The sequence below is a fragment of the Mesorhizobium sp. WSM4976 genome (assembly GCF_029625685.1).
In the GTDB taxonomy this organism is placed as follows: domain Bacteria; phylum Pseudomonadota; class Alphaproteobacteria; order Rhizobiales; family Rhizobiaceae; genus Mesorhizobium.
In genome coordinates, this window is the sequence record NZ_JARTVT010000015.1 from 30,903 (window position 1) to 45,979 (window position 15,077).

At 64.2% G+C, this 15,077-nt stretch carries 15 protein-coding genes; 10 read left to right on the forward strand and 5 right to left on the reverse strand.

The features are described 5' to 3' along the window. The first annotated feature begins 26 nt into the window (after nt 1–26). The 7 genes from P9272_RS19065 (at nt 27) to P9272_RS19095 (ending at nt 7,516) form a co-directional block, all read left to right on the forward strand. Nucleotides 27–1,049: an NAD(P)-dependent oxidoreductase gene (locus P9272_RS19065; RefSeq protein ID WP_278161735.1), complete on the forward strand. Its 1,023-nt coding sequence runs from the start codon at nt 27–29 to the stop codon at nt 1,047–1,049. A gap of 28 nt (nt 1,050–1,077) precedes the next feature. Next, entirely contained in the window at nt 1,078–2,010 is a 933-nt protein-coding gene (locus tag P9272_RS19070) for a polysaccharide deacetylase family protein (RefSeq protein ID WP_278161736.1), read from the forward strand. 3 nt (nt 2,011–2,013) lie between these two features. Continuing rightward, nucleotides 2,014–3,348: a dihydroorotase family protein gene (locus P9272_RS19075; protein WP_278161737.1), complete on the forward strand. Its 1,335-nt coding sequence runs from the start codon at nt 2,014–2,016 to the stop codon at nt 3,346–3,348. A gap of 5 nt (nt 3,349–3,353) precedes the next feature. Then, nucleotides 3,354–4,127, forward strand: coding sequence for a glucose 1-dehydrogenase (locus P9272_RS19080; protein ID WP_278161739.1), 774 nt, complete (start codon nt 3,354–3,356; stop codon nt 4,125–4,127). A gap of 195 nt (nt 4,128–4,322) precedes the next feature. Beyond that, a complete protein-coding gene (locus P9272_RS19085) occupies nt 4,323–5,420 on the forward strand; it encodes an HlyD family secretion protein (RefSeq protein ID WP_278161740.1) in 1,098 nt (365 codons plus the stop codon). Next, a complete protein-coding gene (locus tag P9272_RS19090) occupies nt 5,417–7,015 on the forward strand; it encodes a DHA2 family efflux MFS transporter permease subunit (RefSeq protein ID WP_278161741.1) in 1,599 nt (532 codons plus the stop codon). The genes P9272_RS19085 and P9272_RS19090 overlap by 4 nt, the downstream gene beginning before the upstream one ends. A gap of 69 nt (nt 7,016–7,084) precedes the next feature. Further along, entirely contained in the window at nt 7,085–7,516 is a 432-nt protein-coding gene (locus tag P9272_RS19095; RefSeq protein ID WP_278161742.1) for a cupin domain-containing protein, read from the forward strand. A 34-nt stretch (nt 7,517–7,550) separates the two neighbouring features. Here P9272_RS19095 and P9272_RS19100 read toward each other — a convergent pair whose 3' ends face one another. Beyond that, nucleotides 7,551–7,808, reverse strand: a complete 258-nt coding sequence (locus P9272_RS19100) for a hypothetical protein (protein ID WP_278161743.1) — start codon at nt 7,806–7,808, stop codon at nt 7,551–7,553. Nucleotides 7,809–8,089: 281 nt separating this feature from the next. Between P9272_RS19100 and P9272_RS19105 the strand changes: the two genes are divergently transcribed. The 3 genes from P9272_RS19105 to P9272_RS19115 all read left to right on the forward strand — a co-directional run bounded on the left by P9272_RS19105 (nt 8,090) and on the right by P9272_RS19115 (nt 9,916). Beyond that, nucleotides 8,090–8,845 (forward strand): copper homeostasis protein CutC, encoded by a 756-nt coding sequence (locus tag P9272_RS19105; RefSeq protein ID WP_128260605.1) that lies wholly within the window; start codon nt 8,090–8,092, stop codon nt 8,843–8,845. An 11-nt stretch (nt 8,846–8,856) separates the two neighbouring features. After that, nucleotides 8,857–9,354 carry a GNAT family N-acetyltransferase gene (locus P9272_RS19110; protein ID WP_128260639.1) on the forward strand — a complete coding sequence of 166 codons (498 nt, stop codon included), beginning with the start codon at nt 8,857–8,859 and terminating at the stop codon, nt 9,352–9,354. Between the two features lie 76 nt (nt 9,355–9,430). Continuing rightward, nucleotides 9,431–9,916 (forward strand): SRPBCC family protein, encoded by a 486-nt coding sequence (locus P9272_RS19115; protein WP_278161745.1) that lies wholly within the window; start codon nt 9,431–9,433, stop codon nt 9,914–9,916. A gap of 7 nt (nt 9,917–9,923) precedes the next feature. Here the strand turns inward: P9272_RS19115 and P9272_RS19120 are convergent, their stop codons facing one another. The 4 genes from P9272_RS19120 to P9272_RS19135 all read right to left on the reverse strand — a co-directional run bounded on the left by P9272_RS19120 (nt 9,924) and on the right by P9272_RS19135 (nt 14,910). Further along, the gene (locus P9272_RS19120; protein WP_278161746.1) at nt 9,924–10,946 is read right to left on the reverse strand and encodes an acyltransferase; all 1,023 of its coding nucleotides are present in this window, start codon (nt 10,944–10,946) and stop codon (nt 9,924–9,926) included. Between the two features lie 205 nt (nt 10,947–11,151). Then, nucleotides 11,152–11,949, reverse strand: a complete 798-nt coding sequence (locus tag P9272_RS19125) for a xanthine dehydrogenase family protein subunit M (RefSeq protein ID WP_278161747.1) — start codon at nt 11,947–11,949, stop codon at nt 11,152–11,154. Between the two features lie 12 nt (nt 11,950–11,961). Further along, a complete protein-coding gene (locus tag P9272_RS19130; RefSeq protein WP_278161748.1) occupies nt 11,962–14,310 on the reverse strand; it encodes a xanthine dehydrogenase family protein molybdopterin-binding subunit in 2,349 nt (782 codons plus the stop codon). A gap of 99 nt (nt 14,311–14,409) precedes the next feature. After that, nucleotides 14,410–14,910 carry a (2Fe-2S)-binding protein gene (locus P9272_RS19135; protein WP_278161749.1) on the reverse strand — a complete coding sequence of 167 codons (501 nt, stop codon included), beginning with the start codon at nt 14,908–14,910 and terminating at the stop codon, nt 14,410–14,412. Between the last annotated feature and the right edge of the window lie 167 nt (nt 14,911–15,077).

Sequence of the window (15,077 nt, forward strand, 5' to 3'; positions counted from 1 at the left end):
ACCGGTATTTTTTCAAAGGAGTTCCCATGACCCTGCTCGTCACCGGCGGCACCGGCTTCGTCATGAGCGTGGTCACGCGCGCCTGGCTGGACCGCGATCCGCAAGCCCGCGCCGTGATCCTCGACCGGTCCGGTCTCGACGCGGCGGCGCAAAAGCATTTTGCGCCGGTGCGCGACCGGCTGACGGTGATCTCCGCCGACATTCTTGACCCGAAGGCCTGGTCGGCGACGCTCGACGGGCAAGGCATCACTGCAATCGTCCATGGCGCGACGATCACGCCGATCTCGCGCGGCAGCGCCAAGGAGGCCAAGCGCCGGCCGGAGGCCGAAGACCCGGCTCGCATCGTCGACGTCAACCTGATGGGCACCGTGCGCATGCTGGACTGGGCGCGCACGAATCCCAACCTGAAACGCTTCATCTATGTCAGCTCCGGTTCCGTCTACCGCCACAATGGGCCCGATTGGGCGAGCGAGCCGCTGCCGGAAGACGGCTATGTCGCGCCGCTGACGCTTTACGGCATCTCGAAATTCGCCTCCGAGATGGTCACCAACCGCTATGCCGACCTGTTCGGCCTCTCGGCGGTCTCGGTGCGGCTTGCTTCCGTCTACGGTCCAATGGACCGCGCCACCGAGAGCCGCAACTTTCGCCATGTTCCGAACCGCGTCGCGCATATGGCTTTGGCCGGCGAGACGATCAGGCCGAACAGCCTGGAGCCGGTCGGCGATTATGTCGCCTCGACCGATGTCGCCGCTGCGATCCTGGCGCTGATCGATGCTCAGCACCTCAATTACCGCCACTACAATATCGGTTCCGGGTCCAGCCAGACCATCGGCGAGATCGTCAACTGGGCACGGGAGCGCGTACCGGGGTTGAAGGCCGAGGTGACGGCTGGAGACGACGCTAATATCGTCCAGGACGTAACGCTGAAAGGCGGCATGTGGGGCGCCTATGACATCGCCCGCATCATGCGCGACACAGCATGGCGGCCGCGCCCCGGCAAGGAAGCCTTCCACGCCTACATGGACTGGATCGCCGCCAACGAGAACTGAGCCTACGAGATCAGAGGGAGACCAGCCGATGCCGACCGATCCGCAGCAAGCGCAGCAGCAGCGCGACTTTGTCGGCTACGGCCCGCACCCGCCCTTCGTCACCTGGCCGGTCGGCGTCAAGCTCGCCGTCAACCTCGTTCTCAATTACGAGGAAGGGTCGGAGTACAACTGGCTGGAGGACGGCCGCAATGACAATTGGGGCGAATACAACCTCACCGGCAGCATGCCGGTGCGCGACCTCGGCACCGAGACGCATTACGAGTATGGCAGCCGCGCCGGCGTCTGGCGCCTGGCTAGGCTGTTCGACCGCTACGACATTCCGGTCACCTTTTCCGCCTGCGCCGTGGCGCTCGAACGCAACCCGCCCTTGGTCGAGTGGATGAAGGCGCGCAGACATGACCTGATGGGACATGGGCTGCGATGGATCGACTACACGGCGATGGAGCGAACTGAGGAAGAGCGCCATCTGCATGAGGCGATCGCGCTCTACGAGAAACTGCTGGGAAAGCGGCCTCTGGGCTGGAACTGCCGCTCTCTGCCCAGCGTCAACACGCGCGACCTGCTGGTCGAGGAAGGCGGCTTCCTCTACCACTCCGATCCTTGCAACGACGACCTGCCTTATTTCCTCGACCATCGCGGCACTGAGACCCTGGTTGTGCCTTACTCCAAGGCACTCAACGACAGCCGCTATCTCGTGGCGCCCGGCTATAGCAATCCGCGCGACTTCGCCGAGGACTGCCGCTCGGCCATCGACTATATGCTCTCCGAAGCCGACGAGACCGGCGGCCGCATGCTGACCATCGGCATCCACGCCCGCTGGACCGGCCAGCCCAACCGGGCGTCTGGCCTGCGCGAAGTGATCGAGCATGTCCAGCAAAGCGACGGCGCTGCCTTCATGCGCCGCGAGGACATCGCCCGCTTCTGGCACGCCAACCACGCCCGCTTCGAGCAGCGCGGCTGAGCGATGTTCGAAACGCTGATCCGCGGTGGAATGCTGGTGAACGCCGACGGCCTCAGCCGCGGCGATGTCGGCATTGCTGCGGGCAAGGTCACCGCAGTCATCGCGCCCGGGGAAGCCGCTGAAGCCAGAACCGTCATCGATGCCTCCGGCAGTCTCATCCTCCCCGGCCTCGTCGACGCGCATGCGCATCTGCGCGACCCCGGCTTAACCCATAAGGAGGATTATTCATCCGGCACCCATGCAGCAGCGCTTGGCGGCGTGACGACGGTACTCGACATGCCGACTGACGAGCCGTGGACCGCGACGGCCGAGCAACTCGCCGACAAGATGGCAATCGCGGAAGGCCGCATCCATGTCGATGTCGGCCTACAGGCTGTGGTCAGCCGCGGTCTGTCGCTCATCCCTCGCCTGCTCGACCTCGCGCCGGTCTCGTTCGAGCTCTTCACCGCCGACGTGCCGGACGGATTCCTGTTTGCAACGCTCGATGATGTCGCCGAGGCGCTGCAGGCCTTCGCCGGCACCGATACGCTGGTCGGCATCTCGCCCGGCGACCAGTCGATCCTGGCCGGCAGCACGGCGCGCGATCGCTCGGGCAGCATCGCCGCTTTCTTGGACAGCCGGCCGCCGATCGCCGAAGCCAACGGCATCGCCCGCGCCCTTGTCGCCGCCGCCTCGGCCGAGGCGAAGGTCCATGTCCGCCAGATCAACTCCGAACTGGGCGTCGAAACCTGGAGCCGATTGCGGGGCATGGCAGACGCAAGCGTAGAAACGACACCGCAAAATCTGTTCTTCGCGGCGCAAGATTACGAAACGCAGGGCGCCAACCTGAAGGCCTCGCCGCCCTTGCGCTTCGCACACGATGTCGACGCACTGCGCGCCGCGCTGGGCGCAGGGCTGATCGACATCGTCGCCACCGATCATGCCCCGCATGCACCAGCCGAGAAGGCTGCGAGCTACGCGGCTTTCGCCGACATCCCGGGCGGCATGCCGGGACTGCAGACGCTGCTTCCGACCATGCTGAAGCTGGTCGACGACGGGCTCATCGCCCTGCCCGATCTGGTGCGCATGTGCTCGCGCAATCCGGCCGAGCGCTTCGGCCTCGGCCGGCGCAAGGGACGCATCGCCGCCGGATCCGACGCCGATCTGCTCATCCTAGACCCGCGCCGATCCAGCACCATCGCCAGTGCCGATCAGGTGTCGCGGGCCGGCTACACGCCGTTCGACGGCTGGACCGTGAAATCGCGCCTGATCAGCGTCTTCCTGCGCGGCGATGAGATCGTCCGCGACGGAAAACTGGTCGGCCCGGCGCAAGGCAAGATCGTCACTCGGGAGCGCTGAACACCATGGCCCTGCTCGCCAACAAAACCGCCATCGTCACCGGAGCGAGCTCCGGCATCGGCCGCGCCATCGCGCTGAAATTCGCCGCCGAAGGCGCCAACGTCGTCGTCGCCGACACGGTGGAGCAGCCGATCGAGGGCGGCCAAGCCACCGTCGACATGATCCATTCGGCCGGCGGCACAGCCATCTATGTCAGAACCGACATCTCGGACTGGACTGCCGTCGACGCGCTTGTCGGCGCAACCGTCGATCACTTCGGTCGGCTGGACGTGATGGTCAACAATGCCGCGATCTACACCAGCACCAACCTGATCGAGACCACGCCGGAACAATGGAGCCGCGTTATCGGCGTCAATTTGACGGGCTTCTTCTACTGCAACAAGCGCGCCGTCACGCAGATGCAGACCCAGGCGCCGGTCAACGAGGTGCGCGGGCGCATCATCAACATCTCCTCGCAGCACGGCATGATCGCCTGCCCCGGTGACCTGCCCTATTCCGTGAGCAAGGGCGGCATCGTCCAGATGACGCGCCAGATCGCGGTCGATCACGCGGACGATTTGATCGTCTGCAACGCTATCGCGCCGGGCAAGATCATCACCGGCAAGCCGGGCGTCGCCAACGATCCGGACGCGCTCGACTATTCGCGCCGCCGCACGCCCTGGCCAAGGCTCGGGCAACCAAGCGACGTGGCGGGCGCGGCGCTGTTTCTGGCCAGCGACATGGCGAGCTACGTCACCGGCATCAACCTGATGGTGGATGGCGGCTGGATGGCGGGCTGACCGCCCGGACCTCCATTCGAGGGCAGGAACCTTTGCGGAAACCACCCGTTGACCCTGCTGCCAGGGGGCCGACGATATCTGGAACCCGTTGCCTTGGACGCCAAAACTGAAAGAAAAGAGCGCGAAACCGCTCCCGCCGAGAGAACGCGGGCTCAGCCCCGGTCCGATCGGCGCCCGCCCGGCGACGAAAAACGGGTGGAAAACGAGCGCGCGGACGATAGGCGCGTGCAAGACGCGCAGGCGAATGACAGTCCGTCCGACACCAACAAGCCGGGCCTCATCAGACGCCACCCCTACATAGCCGCGATCGTCGCCATCCTCATTTTGCTGGTGATCGCGGCCGTCGTCATCTGGTGGCTCAACGCACGCCACTATGAATGGACCGACGACGCCTTCATCGACGCACGCACGGTAACGGTTGGCGCGGAAATTGCCGGGCGCATCACCGATGTCGCCGTCACCGACAACCAGCCGGTCGAGGCCGGCGCGGTGCTTCTGCGCATCGACGACAGCGATTATCAGGCTTCGCTTAAACAGGCGGAAGCCGGCGTGGTGGCGGCGCGGGCCGAGATCGCCAACGTCGAGGCGCAGACCCAGGCGCAGAACGCCAAGATCGATGCTGCCGAAAAGCAGGTGGCCCAGGCGCAGGCGGCGCTCGAATTCGCCAAATCCGAGGACCAGCGCAACCGCGAGCTCCTGGCCAAGGGCACAGCAACGCAGCAGCAGGCGCAGCAGGCCGCGTCAACCTTGCGCCAGGATCAGGCCGCGCTGGACGCCGCCAACGCCAATGCCGAGGCGGCGAAAAGCCAATTGGCGGTCCTGCAGGCGCAAGGCAAGAGCGCCGAGGCCAAGCTTCGGCAGGCGGAGGCCGCCGAGAACCAGGCCAAGACCACCCTCACCCGCACGACCATCACGGCCCCTGCCGCCGGCCATGCAACCAGCATCACGGCGGCGAAAGGCACCTATGCGCAGCCCGGCCAGGTGCTGATGATGTTCGTGCCCAACGACGTCTGGGTGAAGGCCAATTTCAAAGAGACGCAGCTCGACCTGATGCGGCCGGGCCAGCCCGTCGACATCGCCATAGACGCCTATCCGGAAAAGACCTTCCATGGCCATGTCGATAGCGTCCAGGCCGGCAGCGGCACGGCGTTCAGCCTGCTGCCTGCCGAAAACGCCACCGGCAATTTCGTCAAGGTGGTGCAACGCGTGCCGGTCAAGATCGTGTTCGATCAGCCGCCCGGCGTCTATCTCGGTCCCGGCATGTCGGTGGTTCCGACGGTCAAGGTACGATGAGCGATGCCGCGACAGTCCAGGGCAACGAAAGCCGTTCCGCCGCCGGCGGGCGCAACCCCTGGCTGATCGCGATCGTCGTCTCGATCGCGACCTTCATGCTGGTGCTCGACACCTCGATCGCCAATGTCGCGCTGCGCAACATCGCCGGCAGCCTTGCCGCCGGCATGGACGAGAGCACATGGGTGATCACCACCTATCTCGTCGCCAACTCAGTCATCATCCCGGTCAGCGGCTGGCTGACCAGCGTTATCGGCCGCAAGCGCTATTATATGATCTGCGTGGCGACCTTCACCCTGGCATCGCTGCTGTGCGGGCTGGCCCCCAACCTGCCGACGCTGATCGCCTTCCGCATCCTGCAGGGGCTGGGAGGCGGCGGCATGGCGCCGAGCGAGCAATCGATCCTCGCCGATACTTTTCCGCCGGAGAAGCGGTCCCAGGCCTTTGCGCTCTACGGTATCGCGGTGATCGTCGCACCAACGGTCGGACCGACAATCGGCGGCTGGCTGACCGACAATTTCTCCTGGCACTGGATCTTCTTCATCAACGTGCCGTTCGGCATCATGTCGCTGGCGCTCGTGCAATGGCTGGTGATCGAGCCCGACATCCTCGAACGCGAGCGCCGGGAGCGGTTGAGCAAGGGGCTGAGGGTCGACTGGATCGGCTTCATCCTGGTGGCGATGGCGCTCGGCTGCCTCGAAGTCTTTCTCGACGAAGGCCAGCGCAACGACTGGTTCGCCTCGACCTTCATCACGACCTTCGCCGTGATCTCGGCCGTGTCGTTCCTGCTGCTGGTCCCTTGGGAGTGGACAAGGCGCGATCCGATCGTCGACATCCGCCTGCTGTTCAGCCGGCAGTTCGGCATGTCCTTCCTCGTCATGATGGCGGTGGGCGCGGTGCTCTTCAGCACTACGCAGCTTTTGCCGCAACTGCAGCAGACCACCTTCGACTACACCGCCACCCTTTCCGGCCTGTCGATGATGCCGGGCGGCATCGCCATGCTCATGCTGATGCCGATCTCGGGCTTTGCGGCCGGCGTCGTCCAGCCGCGCTATCTCATCATGTTGGGCATGTCAGTGATCGCGGTCGCGCTCTGGCACACGACCTCGCTGACGCCCGACGCCAGCTTCAGCTTCTTCGCCTATGCGCGCGTCTATATGATGATCGGCCTGCCGTTCCTGTTCATCCCGATCTCCACCGCCGCCTATGTCGGCCTGCCGCCGCAGAAGACCGACCAGGCATCCTCGCTGATCAACGTCGCCCGCAACATCGGCGGCAGCATCGGCGTATCGCTGTCCAACACGGTGATTGCCCAGAACGCCCAATTCCATCAGTCGGTGCTCGTTGGCCACACCGCGCAATCGAGCGACACCTATCAGCAGACGCTTCGCCAGCTGACGAACCATTTCGTCGCCGAGGGATCGCCGCTGGTTGAAGCCAGGCAACAGGCCGTCGGCTGGATCGGACAGCAGATCGGCCGCCAGGCTTCGCTGCTTGCGTATGTCGACGTCTTCTTCTACTGCGCCGTGGCGACGGCAGTGCTTGTGCCGTTTGCCTTGTTGCTGCGGCCGCCCAAACAGGCGCCAGCGAAGCGTTAGCTATTCCATTGTCCGGAGCTTGCGCCTTATCGTTCTCCGCGCCAAGCTGGCGATCTCTGGAGGAATCTCATGCGCAACATCACGACACCGGCGCTGCTTTTGGCGGTGGCATTTTTCACCACCAGCGCGAACGCGCTAGACAGCTCGAACACACCCGTAGTCGTCACGCCGCTGGCGTCCAAGACCACCACCGCGTCAGGGCAGCCCATCACGCTGCCGCAAAAGAACGTCGAGGTGCAGGTCTCGTCCTACCAGATCGCGCCGGGCGCGATCTTGCCGGTCCACAAGCACCCCTTCCCGCGCTACGCCTATGTCGAGCAGGGAACGCTCAGGGTCACCAATGTCGAGACGGGCGCCGCCAACACCTACAAGACCGGCGACTTCATCGTCGAGATGATCGGCCAATGGCACCAGGCCACCAACACCGGCACCGATCCGGTGAAGCTTCTGGTGATCGACCAAGTCAAGCAAGGCGCCAAGAACACGATCTTGCAGAACTGAGCCACTCTTTGAAGAGCGCTGGCGCGCCTGGTGGTCATTCAATCACGGGTGCCGTGGCCACGATGGCTTGGGCGTGAGCGTGCAGCGTACAGGCAGCCTTCCGGTGTTCGATTTCATCGCCGCTGCAGACGACCATGTATTGTGCCGCGAATTCCTGAATGGTCGCGGCGGGAATCGCCAGCATTGCTTCCACAATCCCGGACATGTCGTCGTAAATACGTTTCAAATCGTTGTCGGATACGTCGAAAGAGATCGAGTCCCTAAGCGCTTCCCAGCGCCGGAAGCCGGCCATGATCGGACCTCCGTTCGAGTTTGCGGCGACAACTCCTCTCGCCGCGGCGGACCAAGCAGGGTCAACCGTGCGCAGCAAGGTGTGTCTGGTCATTTCGTAAGACGCCACGTCCAAGTTTCCTGCACCCAATAGCGCCTTGTTATGGCCATCACCCCTGCACTGCATTGCTCTGGATCAAATCTCAGCGCACCAATCCCACATGGCCGGATCGTTCCGGACTTTCGCGGCGGCGCGACCGGTGCTAGGGCTGCCCAACGTCTCGAAAGCATGGATGGAAGCCGGTGGCGGACACGCAAAAACCTCTGATCGAAATCTGCGTCGAAGGCATTGACGGGCTGCTCGCAGCCCAGACCGCCGGCGCCGACCGGGTCGAGCTCTGCGCCAGCCTGATCGAGGGTGGCATCACGCCGAGCCTGGGCACGGTTCGCGCCGCGCTCGAAAGCGCGACCATCCCCTTCCATGTGATCGTGCGGCCGCGCGGCGGCGATTTCCTCTACAGCGAAGCCGAATTCCGCTCGATGCTCGCCGATGTCGAAGCGCTCCGCGAGCTGAGCGTCGCCGGCGTCGTCGTCGGCTGCCTGACTGCCGATGGCGCCATCGACGAGCCGCGCATGGGCGCGCTGGTCGAGGCCGCCGGCCCGCTCAACGTCACCTGCCACCGCGCATTCGATATGACGCGCGATCCGTTCGAGGCGCTCGAAGCGCTCATCCGCTGCAAGGTCGGCCGCGTGCTGACCAGCGGCCAGCGCGACACGGCGGTCGAAGGCGTCGAGCTTCTGGCTGAGCTTGTTCGCCAGGCTGGCTCCCGCATCATCATCCTTGGCTGCGGCGCCCTTGCACCCGACACGATCGGCGAGGTGCGCAAGCGGACCGGATTGACCGAGATGCATTTTGCGGCATTGGCGGACGTGCCCAGCGCCATGCGCTACCGCAACCCGAATGTCGGCATGGGCGGCACAGATCTCGACCGCGAATACCGCAACACGGTGACCGACCAAGCCAAGGTCGCGGCGACGATCGCGGCCGCGAGAGCCTGAAGGCCAAGATGATGACCAAGGAGTTGCTGCCGATCGAACGCGTCTCGCCCGCCTACGAGCCCGCTATCCTCGCGCTCAACAACGAGCATGCGGCGGAGCTGTCCTGGCTCGAGCCGGAACGGCTTTCCTTCCTGCTCTGCGAGGCTTTCTACACCCGCCGCATCGGCGCGCTCGAAGCCTTCATCCTGTGCTTCGACCAGGACGCAACCTACGACAGCCCGAACTTCCTCTGGTTCCGCGAGCGCTATCCGCGCTTCGTCTATGTCGACCGCGTGGTGGTCGCCGCGGCGGCCCGCGGCCGCGGCCATGCCCGCCGCCTTTATGAGGATCTGTTCGAGCAGGCGCGGGGCGCCGGCCACACGATCGTCAACTGCGAGGTCAACGCCAATCCGCCCAACCCAGCATCCGATGCTTTCCACGCCGCGCTCGGCTTCGCCGAAGTCGGCGATGCGGTGATCCATGGCGGCAAGAAGTCCGTGCGCTATTGGGCAAAACCGATCGCCGCCTGAGCAACACCCGGCTCTACTGGTCAGGAAAACAAGCCGAAGCTAATATAACAGCTCGGCTGGCTGGGGGCGCGACATCATGGCGAGTAATGTCTTCCGCTTCGACGAAAGCTGGGACATCCCTGAAGGCACACCCCAGGAAGTGTGGGACGTGCTGTCGGACGCCGAATTGCTGCCGCTCTGGTGGGGCGATGCCTATAAGGAGATCGAGCCGCTCGACAAGAAGGGCAAGGGCGTTGTCGGCGCCCGCGCCAGGACACGAGCGCGCGGCGCGCTGCCCTATGAGCTGAACTTCATCATCGAGGCTGCCGAACTCATACCCGGCCGGCTGGTGGTGGTAAAAACCTTCGGCGATTTCGACGGGCTCTGGCGGGCGGAACTGTCTCCTTTGGGAAGCGGCACGCATGTCGACCTGGTCTGGCAGGTCACGGTCGAGAGGCCGATCCTCAAATTCCTGGCGCCGCTGCTCAGGCCCGCCTTCGCCTGGAACCATCGCTGGACGACGCCGCGCGGCGAAGCCGGGCTTCGCCGCTATCTCGCCGCACAGAAGAACAACAAGGCCTGACCGCTGCTCACCAATTGCGGTTGAGCCAGCCGCGAGCCGGTTTCTCGACGATGTAATAGCTCGCCAGCGCGCAGGCGAAGACGGCCGCCAGCATCGGGAGAGGCGCGCTGCCGCGCTCATCGACGAATTTGTAGAAGGGCTGCTGCCAGAGATAGAGCGAATAGGACCACAGGCCGAGCATGACCATCGGTCGGGACGACAACGGACCTTTCAGAGGGCCGCCCGCGAAGTCGAGCGCGTTCACAGCCAGCGCCAGCAGCGGCACGGCGAGGGTGTAATGCAGTGTCGTTGGTACCCGGTCGCTGAACAGCAACACGCCGCCGACCGCCGCCGCGAGCGCCACATGCTGGCTCTTCAGGCAAGCCGGCAGGCGCCTATCAGCCTTGAGCAGGCAGATCGCGGCGGACAAAAGGATCGAGGCGATATGCACGTCGGTGCGCCAGTAGGTTGTCTCGTAGCTCATGCCGAGGAGCCCGTACGAAATGGCGCCGTTGGCCATTGCCAGCAGCGCCAGCACCATCAGCAGCCGCATGACCTTCGCCCTCGCGGGAACCACCACGCTGATCAGCGCCAAAAGGATATAGGAGTGCTCCTCGACGCACAGCGACCAGATGTGGTCGAGCGCGCCGGCGCGGGTGATTAGGATGCCGGCGTAATTGTAGGTGAAGGTCAGCGCCGTCAAGGCCGCCTTCCATTTGAAGGCGATGAATGTCCCCGTCAGACCGATCATGGCGGCGATCACGAACACCAGCAGCGCCGGATAGATCCGCGAGAAGCGGCGCTTGAAGAATTTCTTCAGCGGAAAACGCTCGATGAACAGGATCTCGCCCATCAACCGGCCGCTCAGCACGAAAAAGAATTCGACGCCGAGCACGCCGAGGTTGATGCCTGGAACCGGAAAGAAATGGCCGATCAGCACCAGCGCGATCGACAGGCCGCGCCAGCCATCGAGATGCGCCAGTCTTGCTCTGGCTTCTCTGTCGACTGCGGCCCGCGGCAGGACAACGGTCGCTGCGGAGATGTCGGCCATACCCTGCCTTCGCAATTCGAGGTCCGCATGCGAAGCGCTGCCCGCGCGTGGACCGTCTGGTATCCCGCCGCAATTATTTTGCAGTGCGGGATAACTTTGTGCAAGTGCGAAGCTGCGAATTCTCAGCTGGTTGCCGCCAAGTCGTTGCGAATACAGAACGAAAAGGGGCCGCGACGGCCCCTTTCCTTACCCCGGATGAGAGCGTTCAGGCGTTAGCCGAGGCCACCGCGCGTTTCGCCATCACCGCGATCAGGTTGGCGCGGTAGTCGGCGGAGGCATGGATGTCGCTCATCAATCCTTTTGCCGGCACTTTGAGACCGTCGAGCGCCGAGGCGTCAAAATTCTTCGCCAGCGCCGCCTCGATTTCCTTGGAGCGGAAGACGCCGTCATCTCCGGCGCCGGTCACCGCCGCCCTCACTCCGTCCTTGCCCTTGGTCACGAACACGCCGACGATCGCGTAGCGCGAAGCCGGGTTGCGGAACTTCTGATACGCTGCCTTGGCCGGAGCGGTGAAGCTCACCGCCGTGACGATCTCGCCTTCCTTCAGCGCGGTCTCGAACAGGCCCTTGAAGAATTTGTCGGCCGCGATCTCGCGCCTGCTGGTGATGATCGTCGCGCCCAGCGCCAGCAGCGCAGCCGGATAGTCAGCCGCCGGATCGTTGTTGGCGATCGAGCCGCCGATCGTGCCCTTGTGGCGCACGGCCGGATCGCCGATCAGGGAAGCCATATGCGCAAGCGCCGGGCACACCTTCTTCAGCTTCTCGTCGGTTGAGACCTCGTAATGTGTCGTCGCCGCACCGATCGTGACGGTCTTGCCGGACACCTTGACGCCCTGCAGGTCCTTCAGCCGCGAGACGTCGACGAGATCGGAAGGCGCAGCGAGCCGCGTCTTCATGGCGGGGATCAGCGTCATGCCGCCGGAGAGCAGCTTGGCGTCGCCGTTCTTCAGCAGCTTGACGGCCTCGGCGACGGAGGACGCGCGGTGATAGTTGACGGAATACATGCTCGTTCCTCCTCAGTGCTTCGTCGCGCGGATGGTTGCCCACACCGTGGCGGGCGAAGCCGGCATTGGGATGTCGACGACGCCGAGCGCATCGGTGATTGCGTTGATGACCGCCGGCGGCGAACCGATGGCGCCGGCCTCGCCGCAGCCCTTGACGCCGAGGGGATTGCCCGGGCATGGCGTATTCGAGGTCGAGACCTTGAAGGACGGCAGGTCGCCCGCGCGCGGCATGGTGTAGTCCATGTAGCTCGCCGTCAAGAGCTGCCCGCTGGCGTCATAATGCGCGCCTTCCAGCAAGGCCTGGCCGACGCCTTGGGCGATACCCCCATGCACCTGCCCTTCCACGATCATCGGATTGATGATGTTTCCGAAATCGTCTGCTGCGACGAACTGGATGATTTCCGTCAAGCCGGTTTCCGGATCGATCTCGACCTCGCAGATGTAGCAGCCGGCTGGGAAGGTAAAGTTGGACGGATCGTAGAAGGCGGTTTCCTTCAAGCCCGGCTCCATGCCCGCCGGCAAATTATGGGCGGTATAGGAGGCAAGAGCCACCTGGAACCAGGGCAGGCTCTTGTCGGTGCCGGCGACCTTGACCTCGCCATTCTCGATGACGATGTCGCCCTCGTCCGCTTCGAGCAGGTGGGCCGCGATCTTCTTCGCCTTGGCCTCGACCTTGTCGAGCGCCTTGACGATGGCCGACATGCCGACAGCGCCGGAACGCGATCCGTAAGTGCCCATGCCCATCTGCACCTTGTCGGTGTCGCCATGCACGATCGAGACGGAGTCAATCGGCACGCCGAAGCGCTGGGTGACCAGCTGCGCGAAGGTCGTCTCATGGCCCTGGCCATGGCTGTGCGAGCCGGTGAGCACCTCGATCGTGCCTACGGCATTGACCCGCACCTCCGCCGATTCCCACAGCCCCACGCCGGCGCCGAGCGAGCCGACCGCCGATGACGGCGCCAGGCCGCAGGCCTCGATGTAGCAGCTCATGCCGATGCCGCGCAGCTTGCCCTGCTTGGCCGCACCCGCCTTGCGTTTGGTGAAGCCGGCATAGTCGGCGGCCTTCATTGCCGCGTCGAGCGAAGCGTTATAGTCGCCCGCGTCATAGGCCATGATCACCGGTGTCTGATGCGGGAAGGACGTGATGAAGTTGCGACGTCTGAGTTCCGCCGGCGACACACCAAGCTCGCGCGCGGCGGTTTCCATCATCCGCTCGAGCACGTAGGTGGCCTCCGGCCGCCCTGCCCCGCGGTAGGCATCGACGGGCGCGGTGTTGGTGTAGACGGTGCGCACATTGGCGTGGATCGCCGGGATGTTGTACTGGCCTGATAAGAGCGTCGCGTAGAGATAGGTCGGCACGCAGGACGAGAAGAGCGACATATAGGCGCCGAGATTGGCTATCGTGTCGACCTTCAGGGCGGTGATGCGGTTATCCTTGTCGAAGGCCATCTCCACCGTCGAGACGTGGTCGCGGCCATGCGCGTCCGCAAGGAAGCTCTCAGTGCGGTCGGCCACCCATTTGACCGGGACGCCGGTCTTCTTCGATGCCCACAGGCAGACGATCTCTTCCGGATAGATGTATATCTTGGAGCCGAAGCCGCCGCCGACATCGGGCGCGATGACTCGCAGCTTGTTCTCCGGCGCGACATTGTAGAAGGCGCTCATCACCAGCCGCGCGACATGCGGGTTCTGTGACGTCGTCCAGCAGGTATAGTGGTCCTCGGCCTTATCGTAATGGCCGAGAGCCGCGCGCGGCTCCATCGCATTCGGCACCAGCCGGTTGTTGACGATCTTCATGCGCGTGACATGGGCCGCCGACTTGATTGCCGCGTCGGTCGCCTTGCCGTCGCCGAGCTCCCAATCGAAGATCAGATTGTTCTCGGCTTCGGCATGAACCTGCGGCGCGCCCTTTTCGAGCGCCTTGGTCGCTTCGACCACAGCCTTCAGTTCCTTGTAGGTGATCTCGACCGCTTCCGCCGCGTCGCGCGCCTGGCCCTTGGTATCGGCGACGACGATGACGACGGCGTCGCCGACATAGCGCACCTTGTCGACCGCGAGCGGCGACCAGGCGCCCATCTTCATCGGCGTGCCATCCTTGGAATGGATCATCCAGCCGCAGATCAAATTGCCGATGCCGTCGGCCTTGAGCTCCTTGCCGGTGAGCACGCCGACGACGCCGGGCATGCCTTGAGCCTTTTGCACATCGATCTTCTTGATCTGGGCATGCGCGTGCGGGCTGCGCACGAACACGGCATGCTTCATGCCGGGAACCACCATGTCGTCGACATAGCGGCCGCCGCCGGTGATGAACCTCTTGTCTTCCTTGCGCGCCACGCGGGCGCCGACGCCTTCGATACCCATAGGAAATTCCTCCTCCGGTGAATGGTGAATTGCAAAATGATGAATGGTCGAACGAGCCAGCCAGCGGCTCTATTCACCATTCACTATTCACCATTCACTCTAAGCTGCCTGTTTCGCCTTGCCCTTGGCGCCCTTCGCCATCGTCTCCGATGCGGCGAGGATCGCCTTCACGATGTTGTGGTAGCCCGTGCAGCGGCAGATATTGCCTTCGAGCTCGGCGCGCACCGTCGCCTCGTCGAGGCCTTCCGGATGACGCGCGATCATGTCGGTCGCCGTCATGATCATGCCGGGCGTGCAGAAGCCGCATTGGAGCCCATGATGCTCCTTGAACGCGGCCTGGACCGGATGCAGCTCAGCGCCGTCGGCCAGCCCTTCGATGGTGACGATGGTCGAGCCTGAGGCCTGAACGGCCAGCGTCGTGCAGGATTTCACAGCCCGGCCGTCGACATGCACGACGCAGGCGCCGCATTGCGACGTATCGCAGCCGACATGCGTTCCGGTGAGGCCCAGATGTTCCCGCAGGAAATGCACCAGCAACGTTCGGTCTTCGGCGCTCCCGCTGACCCGTTTCCCATTCACAGTCAACGACACGTCCGACATGAAACCTCCCTGGGTATTAACCTTGGTCATCACTTGCCGATGCCGTGCTTCGGCAGTGCGTTATTCAAGGAGCGTACAACGGGCAAAACACCGCTGCCAGCGCTCCGCTCCTTGTACTTTCGGTCATGGTCGGCATGCTTTTGTGCACGCTTTCCGGCCCATTGCCA

Coding starts and splice junctions, on each gene's coding strand:
- P9272_RS19065 (WP_278161735.1), top strand. CDS start 27: ATGACCCTGCTCGTCACCGGCGGCACCGGCTTCGTCATGAGCGTGGTC.
- P9272_RS19070 (WP_278161736.1), top strand. CDS start 1,078: ATGCCGACCGATCCGCAGCAAGCGCAGCAGCAGCGCGACTTTGTCGGC.
- P9272_RS19075 (WP_278161737.1), top strand. CDS start 2,014: ATGTTCGAAACGCTGATCCGCGGTGGAATGCTGGTGAACGCCGACGGC.
- P9272_RS19080 (WP_278161739.1), top strand. CDS start 3,354: ATGGCCCTGCTCGCCAACAAAACCGCCATCGTCACCGGAGCGAGCTCC.
- P9272_RS19090 (WP_278161741.1), top strand. CDS start 5,417: ATGAGCGATGCCGCGACAGTCCAGGGCAACGAAAGCCGTTCCGCCGCC.
- P9272_RS19095 (WP_278161742.1), top strand. CDS start 7,085: ATGCGCAACATCACGACACCGGCGCTGCTTTTGGCGGTGGCATTTTTC.
- P9272_RS19100 (WP_278161743.1), bottom strand. CDS start 7,808: ATGGCCGGCTTCCGGCGCTGGGAAGCGCTTAGGGACTCGATCTCTTTC.
- P9272_RS19110 (WP_128260639.1), top strand. CDS start 8,857: ATGACCAAGGAGTTGCTGCCGATCGAACGCGTCTCGCCCGCCTACGAG.
- P9272_RS19115 (WP_278161745.1), top strand. CDS start 9,431: ATGGCGAGTAATGTCTTCCGCTTCGACGAAAGCTGGGACATCCCTGAA.
- P9272_RS19120 (WP_278161746.1), bottom strand. CDS start 10,946: ATGGCCGACATCTCCGCAGCGACCGTTGTCCTGCCGCGGGCCGCAGTC.
- P9272_RS19125 (WP_278161747.1), bottom strand. CDS start 11,949: ATGTATTCCGTCAACTATCACCGCGCGTCCTCCGTCGCCGAGGCCGTC.
- P9272_RS19130 (WP_278161748.1), bottom strand. CDS start 14,310: ATGGGTATCGAAGGCGTCGGCGCCCGCGTGGCGCGCAAGGAAGACAAG.
- P9272_RS19135 (WP_278161749.1), bottom strand. CDS start 14,910: ATGTCGGACGTGTCGTTGACTGTGAATGGGAAACGGGTCAGCGGGAGC.